Annotated in this window: 16 protein-coding genes; 9 read left to right on the top strand and 7 right to left on the bottom strand. The window is 60.1% G+C overall.

The features are described 5' to 3' along the window. From ispE to AC1Q64_RS06480, 3 genes are all read right to left on the bottom strand, one after another. Positions 1 to 795, bottom strand: a 795-nt coding sequence (gene ispE / locus AC1Q64_RS06490; RefSeq protein ID WP_492250814.1) for a 4-(cytidine 5'-diphospho)-2-C-methyl-D-erythritol kinase, incomplete at its 3' end; no start/stop codon positions are given. Positions 796 to 871: 76 nt separating this feature from the next. Further along, positions 872 to 1,288 carry a lipoprotein insertase outer membrane protein LolB gene (locus AC1Q64_RS06485; RefSeq protein ID WP_492250813.1) on the bottom strand — a complete coding sequence of 139 codons (417 nt, stop codon included), beginning with the start codon at positions 1,286 to 1,288 and terminating at the stop codon, positions 872 to 874. Positions 1,289 to 1,398: 110 nt separating this feature from the next. Further along, positions 1,399 to 3,177 (bottom strand): tetratricopeptide repeat protein, encoded by a 1,779-nt coding sequence (locus AC1Q64_RS06480; RefSeq protein ID WP_492250812.1) that lies wholly within the window; start codon positions 3,175 to 3,177, stop codon positions 1,399 to 1,401. 29 nt (positions 3,178 to 3,206) lie between these two features. On the opposite strand from AC1Q64_RS06480, the gene mutM reads away from it, so the two are divergent. From mutM to mutY, 3 genes are all read left to right on the top strand, one after another. Next, positions 3,207 to 4,022: a bifunctional DNA-formamidopyrimidine glycosylase/DNA-(apurinic or apyrimidinic site) lyase gene (gene mutM, locus AC1Q64_RS06475; RefSeq protein ID WP_291435131.1), complete on the top strand. Its 816-nt coding sequence runs from the start codon at positions 3,207 to 3,209 to the stop codon at positions 4,020 to 4,022. Positions 4,023 to 4,121: 99 nt separating this feature from the next. Next, positions 4,122 to 6,083: a dynamin family protein gene (locus AC1Q64_RS06470; RefSeq protein WP_492250811.1), complete on the top strand. Its 1,962-nt coding sequence runs from the start codon at positions 4,122 to 4,124 to the stop codon at positions 6,081 to 6,083. Beyond that, positions 6,080 to 7,150 carry an A/G-specific adenine glycosylase gene (mutY, locus tag AC1Q64_RS06465; protein ID WP_291435127.1) on the top strand — a complete coding sequence of 357 codons (1,071 nt, stop codon included), beginning with the start codon at positions 6,080 to 6,082 and terminating at the stop codon, positions 7,148 to 7,150. Before AC1Q64_RS06470 ends, mutY begins: the two co-directional genes overlap by 4 nt. Before the next feature lie 112 nt (positions 7,151 to 7,262). On the opposite strand, the gene rapZ is transcribed toward mutY, so the two are convergent. From rapZ to AC1Q64_RS06445, 4 genes are read right to left on the bottom strand one after another with little or no spacing between them, the layout of a single operon-like run. Beyond that, positions 7,263 to 8,126 carry an RNase adapter RapZ gene (rapZ, locus tag AC1Q64_RS06460; RefSeq protein WP_291435125.1) on the bottom strand — a complete coding sequence of 288 codons (864 nt, stop codon included), beginning with the start codon at positions 8,124 to 8,126 and terminating at the stop codon, positions 7,263 to 7,265. Then, on the bottom strand, positions 8,126 to 9,835 hold the full coding sequence (gene recN / locus AC1Q64_RS06455; protein ID WP_492250810.1) for a DNA repair protein RecN: 1,710 nt from the start codon (positions 9,833 to 9,835) through the stop codon (positions 8,126 to 8,128). Before recN ends, rapZ begins: the two co-directional genes overlap by 1 nt. Positions 9,836 to 9,837: 2 nt before the next feature. After that, complete coding sequence (locus AC1Q64_RS06450) at positions 9,838 to 10,734, bottom strand: NAD kinase (protein ID WP_056060503.1); 897 nt, start codon at positions 10,732 to 10,734, stop codon at positions 9,838 to 9,840. A gap of 15 nt (positions 10,735 to 10,749) precedes the next feature. Continuing rightward, positions 10,750 to 11,013, bottom strand: coding sequence for a hypothetical protein (locus AC1Q64_RS06445; protein ID WP_260666452.1), 264 nt, complete (start codon positions 11,011 to 11,013; stop codon positions 10,750 to 10,752). A 408-nt stretch (positions 11,014 to 11,421) separates the two neighbouring features. Here AC1Q64_RS06445 and AC1Q64_RS06440 point away from each other — a divergent pair, with 408 nt between their 5' ends. Genes AC1Q64_RS06440 through AC1Q64_RS06415 form a run of 6 tightly spaced genes read left to right on the top strand, consistent with a single transcriptional unit; the run spans position 11,422 to position 13,805 of the window. Beyond that, entirely contained in the window at positions 11,422 to 12,618 is a 1,197-nt protein-coding gene (locus AC1Q64_RS06440) for a replication initiation factor domain-containing protein (RefSeq protein WP_492250809.1), read from the top strand. A 22-nt stretch (positions 12,619 to 12,640) separates the two neighbouring features. Beyond that, complete coding sequence (locus AC1Q64_RS06435) at positions 12,641 to 12,961, top strand: hypothetical protein (protein WP_492250808.1); 321 nt, start codon at positions 12,641 to 12,643, stop codon at positions 12,959 to 12,961. A gap of 16 nt (positions 12,962 to 12,977) precedes the next feature. Then, on the top strand, positions 12,978 to 13,199 hold the full coding sequence (locus AC1Q64_RS06430) for a hypothetical protein (RefSeq protein WP_492250807.1): 222 nt from the start codon (positions 12,978 to 12,980) through the stop codon (positions 13,197 to 13,199). Further along, on the top strand, positions 13,189 to 13,395 hold the full coding sequence (locus AC1Q64_RS06425; protein ID WP_492250806.1) for a hypothetical protein: 207 nt from the start codon (positions 13,189 to 13,191) through the stop codon (positions 13,393 to 13,395). Before AC1Q64_RS06430 ends, AC1Q64_RS06425 begins: the two co-directional genes overlap by 11 nt. After that, positions 13,388 to 13,600, top strand: coding sequence for a hypothetical protein (locus AC1Q64_RS06420; RefSeq protein ID WP_492250805.1), 213 nt, complete (start codon positions 13,388 to 13,390; stop codon positions 13,598 to 13,600). Before AC1Q64_RS06425 ends, AC1Q64_RS06420 begins: the two co-directional genes overlap by 8 nt. Position 13,601: 1 nt before the next feature. Beyond that, a complete protein-coding gene (locus tag AC1Q64_RS06415; RefSeq protein ID WP_492250804.1) occupies positions 13,602 to 13,805 on the top strand; it encodes a major capsid protein in 204 nt (67 codons plus the stop codon). The last annotated feature ends 832 nt before the right edge of the window (positions 13,806 to 14,637 follow it).

Below are 14,637 nucleotides of genomic sequence, written 5' to 3'. Positions count from 1 at the left end.
TTGCCAGCCCTCAGGGGCTCCGCTCAAGTCAACTGCGCGTGACATTTGCGCAAACACCGCACTGCCTGAGCCTGTCATTCTGCCTTTGAGGCCGCGATCTTTGAGCCATTCAATGGCTTGTAAAACACCGGGGCAAAGAGCCTGAGCAACTGGCTGCAAGTCGTTTCGACCGAAGTCAAAGTGTGCTGCAGCAAAGCCTAAGATTGTAGCACTATCTGAATCGCGTTTCAAAGTTGGTGACGAAAAAATTTCTTTTGTCTCTAAACCTGCTGCGGGCTTCACGATCACAAAGCTCGCTTGCGGTAGCTGGTGCGCTTTCTCAAGCGGCGTGATTGTCTCACCAATTCCCTCCACCCAAGCGTTGTGACCGCATAAAAAAAACGGGACGTCTGCGCCCAGCTGCAAACCGATCTTTGCCAATGCGGGTCTTGGCAGGTTAAGCCCCCACAGCCGGTTCAAAGCCAGCAGCGTGGTGGCGGCATCTGAAGAGCCGCCTCCCATGCCTGCCTGCGCCGGTACGCGCTTCAGAACGCCGATGTGAGCGCCCTCACTGCAGCCTGTCGCAGCTTGCAGTGCGCGTGCAGCGCGAACCGAGAGGTCCTCGTCTGGCAGTACGGTGGAGAGGTCTTCCCGCGAAATCAACCCATCTATCCGGCGTTCGAAGTGCAGGGTGTCGCACCAGTCAACGAGCATGAATACGGACTGCAGAAGGTGGTAGCCATCTGCACGCCGCCCGGTGATGTGCAGAAAGAGATTGAGCTTGGCCGGGGCCGGCACGTCATACAAGGCTTGCATGGAGGCAGAAAAGTGAAGCGCGCTTTTTCGCAGTTTGAACTGAGCAGTCCTGTTGGCCGCAGCAGGTTGCAGTCCGTCAGGGGGTCAGTGCAATGCGCAGCGTCGCGGTGGGCTCAGGATCGCTGCGGCGTGCCGTCAGTCGTCCGTCGGCAATGCCCGAGAGGTCCGCGTTCCACCCCGTTGCACTGGCCTGGGTGCCCTTGAGCCAGCTGAACAAGGCGGTCACGGGAATGCGGGTGCCGGTCACGTCTTGGAGCAGCGTATCCAGCGAGTCCGATGTGCGCGTGTCTTGGCCGCTGAGCAGCTGCGCGTGACCATCTTTCCAGTCGAGTTGCGCAATGCGGTTGCCAAAGGGGCTGAGCAAAACGAGTCCGCCGGCCTGTGGGGTGCCACGCAGTTCAAACAAGGCAGAAAAAGACTGTGAGGCCTGTCCGTCGATCTGCAAGGCGATGCGCCCACTCCAGCTGTCTTCGTCCATGGGGGCTTTGGCCATTGGCTGCGCACAACCAGCGAGCCACAGCGCACACAACACCAGCCACCATGTCCATCGGTGAGGAAGAGTCCGTAGCCGACTGCTGGAAGCGGCGCTGAAAAAGCCCGGCATCAGAGGGTGGCTCCGAGGCGTTTCAGAGTCTCTTTGAGGGTGTCGTTGTCAGGGCTGGCGCGTTGCCCTTCTTTCCAGACGCGTGTCGCACCGTCTCTGTCGCCCATGCTCCAGAGCACCTCGCCCAGATGTGCGGCAATCTCCACATCGGGCCGTGCCTTGAAGGCCGCTTCGAGGTGCTTGCGGGCGTCTGCCTTGTTGCCCAGGCGAAACTCTACCCAACCTAGGCTGTCCATGATGAAAGGGTCGTTGGGGGCAAATTCCAATGCCTTCAGGATGAGTCGTTTGGCCTCGTCCAGCCGCACTCCGCGGTCCGCCAGCGAATAGCCAAGGGCGTTGTAGGCGTGGTGGTACTCCGGCTGGCGCGCGATCACTTGGCGTAGCAGCTTTTCCATGGTGTCGGGCTGGCCCGCCTTTTCGGCCAGCATGGCTTGGTCGTAGACCAGCTCGGCATCGTCGGGAGCCAAAGCCACCAGTTCAACTTGCACCTTGTAGGCTTCCTGGTAGAGGCGCTGGTCGCGTAACAGCTGCACTTCGGCCATCAGCTTCATGCGTTGGCTGTCTGCTGAATTGCCAGGCAGGTTGCGCAACAAGGCCCGCGCCTGGGCGACCTTGCCCTGGCGTGCCAGCAATGATGCGCGGCGCGTTTGCGCACCAAAGACTTCCTCTGCGTTGTCGATCCGTGCGAGCCAAGCTTCAGCGCCCGCAAAGTCTTTCTTTTTCTCGGCAATCTGTGCATAGAGCAGGTACGCTTGCGTGAGGCTCTTTTGCCGCAGGTCGGCGTCACCAGACGCAGATGCCAGTTCCATGAATCGCTGCAGCGATGCCTCTGCAGCGGGCAGCCGGTTGTCCTGGTACTGCAAGGTGGCGGCCACCAGCCAGGCTTCCGCCAGGTCAGGCTTTTCCTTGGTGACCGTCTCCAGCTGGCGACTGGCCTCCGGGTAGCGCTGCAGGCCCAGCAATACCCTGGCATACGCCATGCGCAGGTCCGGGATAGGTTGTTTGGACAGCGTTTGCGTTACGATGGGTTCCGCGTCCAGCAGACCTTCGTCCATCAGCTCCAGCGCCAGCCTTGCTGCGCTCTCGCTGGCGTTGTCCAGGCCCTGTGCCTTGCGCGCAGCGTCCAGCGCTCCCCCCTTGTCACTTGCCGCAAGCCTCAAGCGGCCCAGCGACACCCAGGCCTCGGGGCCGGTGGCAGGATTGGTCAGTTCGTTGACTAGTGCTTGTTCTACCACTTTGGCGGCCAGCGCTTTGTCGCTTGCACGTCCATATAGTTGCGGCAGAGATGCCAAGGCCGACGCCTTGGACCGGGGAGAGGCTTGCGCGAGTTCTTGGCGCAGCAATTCAGGCGTCTCGCCAATGCGATTCAGTGCGATCAGGATCTGCAGCACATACCGATTGGCCTCGCGCGACTGGGGCAAGGCTTCCTTCCAGGCTCTGGCTGCAGCCAGGGCGTATTCGCCTGATCGTGATTGCAGGGCAATGTCTGCAGCCCTTTGGTAGAGCTGCCCGTCAGCGCTTCGGCGCGCAGCTTCCAGCATGAACGCGTAGCCTGCGCCCGGGTCCCCAGTTCGTGCACTGATCTCGCCCAGAAAGATTTCGTAGAACAGCTCTGCGTCCAATGCGGGGTTGGACTCTACCGGAGGGGGCTCGTTCGGGGGGCGGCTTTCGCCGGCGGGCCTTTGGGCCCAAGCTGAGTGGGCGGACGCCGCAATCACGGTGACCAATGCGACGGTACGAAAGCTGTGGAATAACACCATCGGGCCATAATAATCCATGCCTGTTAAGCCGTTGCCCGGTTGTTTGTATGCCTGAGTTGCCCGAAGTGGAAGTGACACGGCGCAGTTTTGCCGATGCAATCGCCGGAGCCTGTATCGAGGCAGTGGTGATGGGCAAGCCCCTGCGTTGGCCCCTGGGTTGTGACCCGCAGACGCTGGTGGGTCAACAGGTGGTCGGATTGCGTCGGCGGGGTAAATATCTGTTGCTCGATATGACCCAGGGCCTGCTGCTCCTGCATCTGGGTATGTCGGGGAGCCTGCGCTTTGCGTCCGGCATGCCTCAGGCAGGCGTTCATGACCATTTTGACCTTGTGACCGACAAGGGAACGCTGCGTCTTCACGACCCGCGCCGGTTTGGTGCCGTGGTCTATGCGCAGGCAGAAAATTCGCCGCTGGCGACTAAATTGCTGGGCGGATTGGGCATGGAGCCTTTGTCCGACGGGTTCTTGCTCCCGGATTTCCAGATAGGACTCAAGAAGAGCCGGATGCCCATCAAGCAGTTGCTTCTGGCGGGGCGCTTGGTAGTGGGAGTTGGAAATATCTACGCCTCTGAGGTGCTTTTTTTGGCTGGCATCCGTCCAACCACCGTTGCATCACGCATCGGTGCTGCGCGGGTGCACAAGCTGCACCAGGCCATTCGCTCGGTGCTGGCCCGAGCGGTTGAGATGGGCGGTAGTACGCTGCGTGATTTCTCCAATGCGGAGGGAATGGCAGGCCACTTCCAGACCGCCGCTAAGGTGTACGGCCGCGATGGCCAGCCTTGCCATGAATGCGGCACGACCATCGAGCTGATTCGCCAGGGGCAGAGAAGCACTTACTTCTGTCGCCAGTGCCAGCGGCCCTAGGCCCCATCTGATCGGCGGTTCATGACAGCCGGTGTACGGTCGATGCTATATTTTGTATATGCCTGCCTCGCGGGCCATCCATAGATCTCTGGGAGCAAAGTGGGACCTTCATTCAACGAACAGTTCGACCAGCATGGCGTCTGGCGACGGGAGTTCGCCCAGCAGCTCAAGCGGCTGGCCGATTGGATGGCCACGCACGACCTCATGGATGCAGCGGTGCAAGAGCGATTGCAGCGCCTGGAAGAGCAGGTCCGCAGCGACAAGGTCATGGTGGCGTTTGTGGCGGAGTTTTCGCGTGGAAAGTCAGAACTGATCAACGCGATCTTTTTTGCTGACTATGGCCGGCGCATCATGCCTGCCAGTGCGGGCCGCACGACCATGTGCCCCACCGAGCTGGGGTACGACGCGAATATTGCGCCCAGCTTGCGGCTATTGCCGATTGAGACCCGCCTTCAGATGCAGAGCCTGGCGGAGTGGAGGGTCAAGACCGACCGCTGGCAGGAGATCCCGCTGGATGTTGGCAACGCCGACCAGATTGCCAAAGCCCTTGAAAAAGTGGCCGAGGTTCGCAAGGTCAGTCTGGACAATGCGCGTGCGCTGGGTTTCTGGCATGACGATCTGATAGATGAAAACCCTGTGCCTGACGCGCAGGGCTTGGTGGAGGTGCCCATGTGGCGCCACGCCATCATCAATATCCCGCACCCGCTCCTGAAGCAGGGATTGGTGATTCTGGATACGCCTGGCCTGAACGCAGTGGGAGCGGAGCCCGAGCTGACGGTCAACCTCATCCCCCAGGCGCACGCAGTGGTGTTCATCCTGAGCGCCGACACCGGCGTGACGCGCTCGGACCTGTCGGTCTGGCGAGAGCACCTGGCCATTTCGCCCGAGAGCATGGAAGCGCGTTTGGTGGTGCTGAACAAGATCGACACCCTCTGGGATACGCTCAACACCGCCGAGCAAGTCCAAGCGCAGATGGACCGGCAGTGCGCGACATCGGCCGAGATGCTCGGCGTGTCCCTGGACCGTGTGGTGCCTGTATCTGCACAAAAAGGCCTGGTGGCCAAGATCACTGCGGATGACGTGTTGCTGGAAACCAGTGGACTGCCCGCACTGGAAGAGGCGCTTGCCAAAGGCATCATGGGCAGGCGACAGTCCATACTGCGTGCCGCGGTGGCGACAGGGGTGGCCAGCCTGCGCACAGAAACGTCGCGGGTGATCAATATCCGACGCCGCGACCTCGATGACCAGATGGCTGAGTTGCGCAGTCTGCGGGGCAAGAATGCATCGGTAATCGAATCCATGCGCCATCGCATTGAGCAGGAGCAGCGTGAATTCGACCTCAGTACCGCCAAGATTCAGGCGGTTCGTGCGGTTCATCTCAAGCTGTTGCGTGACGTCTTCCAACAGCTGGGCGCCAAGGCGCTCAAGGCTGAGCTGGCGGAACTGGCCCAGACGCTTCAGCAAAAGGGGCTCAAGCTGGGCGTGAAGAAAATATACGTCCAGACCTTTGACAAGCTGCGAGGCACCTTGGACAAGGCGCAAGCTTCTGGCACCGAGATTCAGGCCATGCTCAGCGGGACCTTCCGGCAGCTCAATGCCGAGTTCGGTTTTTCTTTGCAGGTGCCCTCGCCGCCACAACTGGAGCATTTTGCGCAAGACCTGCACCAGATCGAGCAGAGTCATTTGCAGTATCTGGGAATGGGAAATGCGCTCAAACTCGCACAGCCAGAGTTTGCCGAGCGTCTGGTGCGCGCTCTGGCCATGCGTTTGCGAACGGTGTATGAGTCGGCTGCCAACGATCTGGAACTATGGAGCAAATCAGCCACCGCACAATTGGACGCGCAGCTGCGAGAGCGACGCCGGAGCTTTGCTCGTCGCATGGAGGCGGTAGACCGCATCCAACAGGCTGCCAGCGGGTTGGTAGAACGGATCTCGGAGATCGAGGCTGGAGAGGAAGAGCTTGGACAGCTGGAGCGCAAGCTCCATGAGCTGACGTCCAAGTTGGTGACTCTGCCAGGGGCTGCACCGGTGTTGACCGACGCGCATCCGGTTCCAGCATGAGTGGTAAGACCCGGGAGGATGTGGCCGAGCTCGTGGTCGCCTGGCAGGCTACCCATGGCCGCAACCATTTGCCATGGCAACAAACCCGCGACCCTTATCGGGTTTGGCTGTCGGAGATCATGCTGCAGCAAACCCAGGTCACCACGGTGCTGGACTACTACGCGCGCTTTCTGGACAGGTTTCCTGATGTCGGCGCCCTGGCTGCTGCGCCCCAGGACGGGGTCTTGGGGCTGTGGAGTGGCTTGGGCTACTACAGCCGCGCACGCAATCTCCACCGTTGTGCACAGCAGATCATGGCGGACCATGGCGGGGCCTTTCCGCGAACGGCGGCGGTATTGGCGTCCTTGCCGGGCATTGGGCGCTCGACTGCGGGGGCCATTGCAGCGTTCTGTTTTTCCGAGCGTGTGCCCATTCTGGACGCCAATGTGCGCCGGGTGCTGACGCGCCTGCTGGGCTTTGATCGTGATCTCGCTTCTGCCAAGAACGAGCGCCTGCTGTGGGACCACGCGGACGCGTTGTTGCCAGTGCGTGATCTTGAAGCGGCGATGCCCCGCTATACCCAGGGCTTGATGGACCTAGGGGCGTCTCTGTGTACGCCTCGTACTCCACAATGCTCAGATTGCCCGTTGATGGCCCATTGCGTGGCTTTCAAGGAGGGTGATCCCGAACGCTATCCGGTCAGAACCCGCAAACTGGCACGCCGGGCTGAATCATGGCAGTTGGTGATCGTGCGTGATGTGCAAAGCCGTATCTGGCTGCAACGCCGCCCGCCCACCGGGATTTGGGCGGGAATGCACTGCGTGCCCGTGTTTGCTGACCTTGAGTCCCGAGATGCATTTGTGAGGGGTTTGGGGAGCCCAGCGCAGTGCGTGCAGCAAGAGTTGCAGTCCTTTGTGCATGTGCTGACGCATCGGGATCTGCACCTTCACCCCCTGTTGGTACAGACCGATGGGGTTGTGCCCCCTGTGGAAGATGGAGAGTGGCTGGGGCCAGACCAATGGTCCTCGGTCGGGTTGCCGGCGCCCATTCGCAAGTTGCTGGACAGCACGCAATCGACACTTTGGTGACCGCAAATTGCGCGCTCCCTAGGTCTCGGCCCTTTTGTTTCGCCAGTGCCGAAATTTCGTTACCAGCACCCCATGTGGGTTGGCTCACAGAGCCCATTCATGAAAGCCATGGTCAGCGCCCATCCAGTTCACGGTGCCGTTTCAGCGCAGTCCATCGGTCACTGAAAGCCTGCGCCAGTTTCTCTACCAGATAGACAGAGCGGTGTTGCCCGCCGGTGCACCCGATGGCTACTGTGACGTAGCTCCGATGATTGCGGTCCAGCATTTCCAGCCAGTGCGCCAGGAATTGCTCAATGTGGGCCCGCATCAGGCCCACGTCGGGCTGGATGTCCAGAAAGTCGGCTACGGGCTGGTCCAGTCCGGTGAGGTCCTTGAGCGCAGCCTCGTAGTGCGGGTTGGGCAGCATGCGTACATCGAAGACATAGTCAGCATCCATGGGAATACCGCGTTTGAAGGCAAATGACTGGAACACCAAGGTCAATTGCCCTTGCGCAGTAGACATCAGACCCTTGACGTAGCTTTGCAGCTGGGAGGCGCGAATGGTACTGGTGTCGATCACATGCGACTGCTCGCGCAGTTCAGCCAGTAATTCGCGCTCCAGCTCAATGATCTGTACCAGCGCCCTGCGTCCTTGCTGAAGATCGTCGTGCGACAGGGGGTGGCGGCGTCGCGTTTCGGAGAAACGCCGCACCAGCGTGTCAATCGTTGCATCCAAAAAAAGCGATTTAACGGCTACGCCCTGGCTGCGCAAGCGGCTCAATTCTTGAGGCACTTGATGCAAAGAGGTGGCGCTGCGAACATCCACCGCAATGGCCACGCGATTGCCATGGTGCTTGTGTTCGAGCGCTACGAACGCCGGCAGAAGCTCAGGCGGCAGGTTGTCCACGCAGTAGTAGCCAGCATCTTCCAGGGCGTGCAAGGCGACTGATTTGCCAGACCCCGACATGCCCGTGATGAGGACGATTTCAAGGGCCATCAGCGTTTCCTAGTGGGGGTAAAGGTATCAAGAGGTGTGGTACGTGCCACGGCCAACATCGGAGCGACAGTGCCCAGCATTTCGCGCGCGTGCGCTAGCGTCGTCTCGGTGGCGCGCTCACCACTCAGCATGCGGGCGATCTCCGCAACGCGCTCGTCCTGCTGCACGACCAGCACGGTGCTGGTCGTGCCTCTGGCGCTTTTGTTTTTTGCCACCTTGAGGTGGTGGTGCGCACATGCCGCCACTTGAGGCAGGTGGGTCACAGCAAGCACCTGGCGGTCGCGTCCTAGCTGTTGCATCAATCGTCCCACGGTTTCGGCGACTGCTCCGCCCACGCCGGAGTCCACCTCGTCAAAAATGAGTGTGGGGGCTGAGCCCAATTCACTGGTTGTGACTGCGATAGCCAGCGAAATGCGAGACAACTCCCCGCCGGATGCGACTTTGCCGACCGGCTTTGGGGTCATGCCAGGATGCCCTGCCACCAAAAACACGACATCATCGATTCCGTCGGGAGAGGGCTCCGACGCCTTGGTTACCGACACCTCAAATTTGCCGCCTTCCATCCCAAGGCCCTGCATGGCCTGAGAGATGAACACGGAAAGCTTTGGTGCTGCTTTGGCGCGAGCCAGAGACAGCGCGCGCGCCGCCGTCTGGTATGCCTTGGCGCTGACTGATTCGTTGGCTTGCAGTCTTTCCAAATCGGTGGCTGCATCAAGTTGGCGCATGGATGCTTTCCAGTCCTTGAGCAGAGCGGGAAGTTCAGCAGGGGGGCGTTTGTATCGGCGAGCCAGTCCCATCCATAGGGACATGCGCTCGTCCAGTTCTGCCAAACGTTGCGGGTCGATGTCCGCATGGCGCAAATAGGTGTGCAGTGAATGCACCACATCTGTGGCCTGTGCCAGACTCGATGCCAGAATATCGGCCAGATTGGCAAACTCTGGCTCAATGTGTTCTTGCACCTGCAGCAGCGCATGTGCGCGGGTTAGCGCAGAGACCGCTCCCGCGTCGTCTTCTTGCAAAGCCTGAAGCGCCCCATGCGCCCCGTCCAGCAACGCCTGCGCGTGAGACAGGCGCTTGTGTTGCGCATCGAGGTCCTCCCACTCCAAGTCGCCCGGCGCAAGTTTGTCCACTTCGCTGATTTGCCACTGCAGGCGTTCGCGCTCTTGCTGAAGTGTTGCCTGTGCTGCGCGTGCCTGTTGCAATACCTTGAGGTCAGAGCGCCATTGCGCCCAACGCGATGCTGTATCGCGGGTACTCACACCGGCAAAAGCGTCCAGCAATCCGCGCACCGACTCTGGACGGGTCAGGCTTTGCCATGCGTGCTGACCGTGGATGTCGAGAAGCATCTCGCCCAATGCGCGCAATTGTGAAGCTGTCGCAGGTGTGCCATTGATCCAAGCGCGACTCTTGCCCTGCGTGTCTACCGTACGGCGCAATAGCAGCCAGTCATCGGTTTCAAACCCTGCTTCTTCTAGCCATGGGCGCGCATGTGCGGGGCAGTCGAATTCCGCGCAAATGTCGGTCTTGCTGCATCCTTCTCGTACTACCCCTGCATCTGCGCGTGCCCCCAGTGCCAATTGCAACGCATCGATCAGGATGGATTTCCCCGCCCCGGTTTCACCGGTCAATACGGTAAAGCCACTGCGCAAATCAAGTTCCAGCGTTTGGACGATCACAAAATCCCGCAGAGTTATCCGCCGCAGTGCCATGGTCAGGAGCCTCCTTCGTTCCAGCGCAGCTTCTTGCGCAATGTCGCGAAGTAGTTCCAGCCTTGGGGGTGTAGAAATCGCACGCGGTGCTCAGACCTTTTGACGAGGATACGATCGCCATGCAGCAAGGACGCGAGTGACTGCATGTCGAAGTTCGCGCTGACATCGCGCCCGCTCACCACTTCGACGGCCACTTCTGTCGCATCGGAGAGCACGATGGGGCGGTTGGACAGCGTATGCGGCGCGATAGGAACCAACACCCAGCCCGGGATCGACGGATGAAGCATGGGGCCTCCTGCGGACAGTGAATATGCCGTTGAGCCAGTGGGGGATGCAATGATGAGGCCGTCGGCCCTTTGATTGGCCACGAACTGCCCACCGACTTCAACGCGCAACTCCACCATGCCCGAGGTTGCTCCACGGTTGACCACCACATCGTTCATGGCCAAGGCTTCAAACACCACACGCTCGTCGCGAACGACGGTTGCATGCATCAGCGGTCGTTGGTCTTCTTCGTAGGCACCTCGCAGCATCGGTGGTAAGGTGGTCTGATAGGTGTCGAAGGGAATGTCGGTGATGAATCCGAGCCGGCCCTGGTTGATTCCGATCAACGGCGTTCCAAAACGAGCTAAGCGGCGGCCAATGCCTAGCATCGTTCCATCTCCCCCCACCACCAGCCCCAGATCGCACCGCGCACCGATCTGGTCTACATTCAAAGATGGGTAGTGTGTCAATCCGGTGTTGCTGGCGGTTTCTGCTTCCAGCACCACCTCACATCCCTGACGCTCCAAGAAATGCGCAATGTCTTCCAAAGCCCGGCGAGAGCCATCGCCGGGGGCGCCTGCAGCTGAAGTCTGGTACTTGCCTATAAGTGCGACATGGCGGAAATTGGACGTCATCGCGAAATTACATCATTAAACAGATGTGAGCTTTGCGACGCGCTTCATCATCCGCGTCTTGCAAGCGCTGTCGCGCTCTGATTCCAGAGCGGCCACCACGATCCAAGTTTTCACGTCCTGGCCGAGCTCTTCCGCCAGCGCTCCAGCAATTGCTGGGCTCAGGTGCCCGCGAGTTTTTGCAGTGTGCAACGCACTCCTAGATAACTTCAATTTGTCCGTCCAGTATGGCGCTGGCTGCGTTGAAAGCGCAGCCTCTAGCAGATTCATTGTTGATTGCATATTGGGGACTCCTACATGTTGTAGTCATGCCTACAGGTTGAGGGCATCGTATCAAAAGGGTTGACTACAAGGTGTAGTCATCGCGAAACTCCGTACCGCTTACGTGGTGTAAGCATATCCGGAGCCGCCAATGTCCCAACCGTCCCCCTTTTGCACACCCCCAGCCACCAAAGGCGCTGCACGCGCTGTGGCGGCTCCTGCAGCGCCTGCGCTGGGGGTGTGCACCCGCAAGGGCCAATCCGGCGCCGGGATGCTCAACACATGGCAGTCCATTGCAACCCTCGTGGAGGGCATGCAGCAGCGCGCCGCAGCCGCGCCCAGCAAGCGGAGCGCGGGCGCGGCAGCGACGCGCGGTATCCAAACTCTCCCCGTTGGTAATCACGGGGAGAACCTGAACGAGTCACAAGCATGACCCGCGCAAAGAAAACAGACCTCGTCCTCGACGGCAACGAGGTAAAGCTGCGCCTCACAGCCGAGCGGACCAAAACGAAGCAACCCGTTCATGTCGATTGGGTCCGCTTCACCTGCAACCTGCGTAACGCGCCCACGCCCTCGGTCGATGATTTGTTCCCCGCGCCTGCTGGCGCATGGCAGGAACAAAACTTCCAGCGTATGGCCGCTGTGCTGCGCGAATTGTCGGACCCAGACTTTTCTGCCAGTGCCCAGGCCAAGGCCCTCGCAGAGCAAGCATGCGAAGCCCTCGGCCCCGATTTCAGCGTGTTCCCTGAAATCCGCAAGGGCCATGACTTCTACCGCTTTCGCTGGTCCATCGTGCGCAATGAAGTCGAATGCGGTTGGGTCGGCTACCTCTCCAGCGGCGACAGCCCACGCCAGCACGCGCAGGCCCGCACCATTCACTGCAACCTCTACGGCACGGCTTGCACCTTCGCCCGTCACGGCTTCAATCAGCGCCTCGCCGCCATAGTGGAGCGCACCGAAGCCACTATCACCCGCGTAGACCTCGCCCTCGATTTCTTCGACGGCTTCGCCGGTGGAATGGACCGCGTCCAGGCCGACTACAAGGCCGGGTTGATGGACCACCATGGCCGCACACCCAGCTGCAATCAGGTCGGTGATTGGTGCAACGGTCGCGCCCGGTCCTTCTACTTCGGCAGCAAGGAAGCAGGCAAGCAAACCAACGTGTACGAAAAGGGCCACCAGCTCTTTGGCCCCAAGGACGACAGCCCATGGCTTCGCGTCGAGCTGCGCTACGGCAACAAGCTGCGCGTGCTGTCCTCCGACATGCTGCGCCGTCCTGCCGATTTCTTTGCAGGCGCCAGTGAATGGCACGCCGCCATGCTGCGCGAAGCCGGATCACAGGCCACGCCCGAGCCCGTCCGCACCACGCAGCGCCTCGCCGCTGAAACCATCTGCGCCGAGGTCAAGCGCAACGTGCAGTGGCTCATGGACACCGCCGCGCCAAGCATCGCGCTGTGCTTCAAGCACCTCGGCAACACGCAGTTCATCGAAGAAATCCTGTTCAACAAAAAAGCGCCTGGACGGCTCCAGCGCTTCAACGAAAACGAGATAGCAGGTGCGTTTGATCGCGCCTTCTATCGTGTTCTCGCACCTGGGCGTGGCCGGTCCGGGATGCAACCTGTTTAGGCCGTAACCAAGGACCCAAAAAATGAAGATGACCAGCAAAGCCGTGTTGCACGGCCTCAAGCAATCCAAGGGCGACTACGAGGGCCGCGCCTTCGATTCCACCACCTTCCACCTGTCGGTGGACATCGCGCAAAGCAGCAGCGGTGAATCCATCGGCGTAGTCACTCGCCCGTTCAAGCTGGGCGACTCCACCGAGTTCCAGAAGTGGGCACACCTCAAGAATTCTTGGCCCCTCGGCGGCGTGATGTGCGAATGCGAGTTCGACATCGTGGCCGGTGCGGACAACACCACAAAGCTCACGCTGCTTGCCATCAAGCCAGCAGCCTCGCCCAAGGCCGCGTAAGGCCACAAGGCACCCCATGCGCAACGTGATCCAGTCCCGCACAACAGGCGCTTTCCTTGCGCCGTCTTTCGAGGACGGTCAACCGGAATGGGTCATGTTGCTCTGCGAAGCCGCAGTGGTGGAAGACCTCGAGACCTGCGTGCAGCTTATCGAGGACCACACCGAGCCATTCCACCGCCCCCAGGTCGTGGACCTTGACGACCTCTACAAAAAGCAGGAGCCACACCATGGAAATTGACCTCGCATTTTTCGCCCATCGCGTTGCAATGCTCGCCTGCCTTTCTGGCTTCGTCGGCGGTCTGCTGTTCGTGCTGGTGCATGGCGCAGTAGTCGCCCTCTCTGAGCGTCTGCGCTCTCGCGCACACCGTGCCGAACGCATCGCCCAGGCACGCATTCGCGCTCAATCAATCATGCGGGCCATGCCACGTGGCTGACCCCACCGTTATCGAATGCCCCGGCACCTGCACGGTGACCGTGGTGCATGAATTAAGCCTCCCTCCGCTGCAACTCGATACAGCGGATGGAGCAGCCATCGCGGGCGCCGTCCTCGCGGTCTGGGTAGTCGGCTGGGCATTTCGCATGCTCATTCGCGCCCTGCACATCGACGGCAATTCATCAACTTCATCCGAGGAAAACTGACATGCAAAAAACCTTCAATCGCTCGCTCGTCGCCGTTGGCGCTCTGGCCGGTGCTGCTGCTGCAAATGCCGCTGCGATCGACGTCACCGCCGTGGTCACTGACATCGCCGCTCAGGCCGCCCCCATTGGCCTGATCGGTTCTGCCGTGCTGATCTTGTTCGTGGGTATCAAGGCATTCAAGTGGGTGCGTAAGGCTCTGTCCTAAGCCACGCCCCAAGCGCTCCCCGACCGGCCGGCGGGGGCCTTGCAAAAGCTCACGCGGTGGGTTTCTTCAAGGTGCAAAACAAATGGGCCTATTCGTCATCATCGCCATTTTGGGGGCCGCATGGCTAATGTTTACCGCCTGATTTTTGGCGTTGTCCTTGCTGTTGCGTCCTTTGGAGCTGCGGCATTTGCTGCAAATCCCCAGTTTTATAGTCAAAGTGGTGCGTTTCTTGGATATCAGTTGTATCCCTCGGCAGGTGCCGTTTGTTCCGCCATCCATGGCGTCATTCAGGGCAACGATCAATCAGGGGACAACGTCTATAGCGTTCAAAACGTTACCTCTACCTCCTGTGTAATCGGTCGAAGCTATAGGGGCAGTGACCTCATTCTTTATGCTTATGGCATCGGTCAACAAGCTGGTGACTGTCCATCAGGCTCCACTGGCACCAGCCCTAATTGCACATGCACGGCCCCACTTGTCGAAAAAGACGGCCAGTGCAAACCCGCCGGTTGTGGCCCTGGAATGCATGAAGAGGGCGGCGCATGCGTCCCCGACAAGTGCGACCCAGAGGACACTCGCGTAAATGGCGTATGCGTCAAGCCTCCAAAGTGTGACCCCGGTTACACCCGTGTCAATGGCACTTGCAAAAAGAATGGTTGTGAACCGGGTAAGTCAGTCGGAGACCGAATTACCAACGGCGATAACACCACCTACACCTGTGAGTCCGGCTGCACTGTAAAGACCAATCCATCTATCTGCATCAAGTTTGGCGACACGCAAGAGTGCACCGGTACTGGTCGCCTAACTGGCGGTACCTGTACGCCATCTGATG

This window comes from Acidovorax sp. GW835-FHT14G06 (assembly GCF_058793595.1).
This window is presented reverse-complemented; position numbering and strand designations above follow the sequence as displayed.

Coding starts and splice junctions, on each gene's coding strand:
- AC1Q64_RS06485 (WP_492250813.1), bottom strand. CDS start 1,288: ATGGCCAAAGCCCCCATGGACGAAGACAGCTGGAGTGGGCGCATCGCC.
- AC1Q64_RS06480 (WP_492250812.1), bottom strand. CDS start 3,177: ATGGATTATTATGGCCCGATGGTGTTATTCCACAGCTTTCGTACCGTC.
- mutM (WP_291435131.1), top strand. CDS start 3,207: ATGCCTGAGTTGCCCGAAGTGGAAGTGACACGGCGCAGTTTTGCCGAT.
- mutY (WP_291435127.1), top strand. CDS start 6,080: ATGAGTGGTAAGACCCGGGAGGATGTGGCCGAGCTCGTGGTCGCCTGG.
- rapZ (WP_291435125.1), bottom strand. CDS start 8,126: ATGGCCCTTGAAATCGTCCTCATCACGGGCATGTCGGGGTCTGGCAAA.
- recN (WP_492250810.1), bottom strand. CDS start 9,835: ATGGCACTGCGGCGGATAACTCTGCGGGATTTTGTGATCGTCCAAACG.
- AC1Q64_RS06450 (WP_056060503.1), bottom strand. CDS start 10,734: ATGACGTCCAATTTCCGCCATGTCGCACTTATAGGCAAGTACCAGACT.
- AC1Q64_RS06445 (WP_260666452.1), bottom strand. CDS start 11,013: ATGCAATCAACAATGAATCTGCTAGAGGCTGCGCTTTCAACGCAGCCA.
- AC1Q64_RS06440 (WP_492250809.1), top strand. CDS start 11,422: ATGACCCGCGCAAAGAAAACAGACCTCGTCCTCGACGGCAACGAGGTA.
- AC1Q64_RS06435 (WP_492250808.1), top strand. CDS start 12,641: ATGAAGATGACCAGCAAAGCCGTGTTGCACGGCCTCAAGCAATCCAAG.
- AC1Q64_RS06430 (WP_492250807.1), top strand. CDS start 12,978: ATGCGCAACGTGATCCAGTCCCGCACAACAGGCGCTTTCCTTGCGCCG.
- AC1Q64_RS06425 (WP_492250806.1), top strand. CDS start 13,189: ATGGAAATTGACCTCGCATTTTTCGCCCATCGCGTTGCAATGCTCGCC.
- AC1Q64_RS06415 (WP_492250804.1), top strand. CDS start 13,602: ATGCAAAAAACCTTCAATCGCTCGCTCGTCGCCGTTGGCGCTCTGGCC.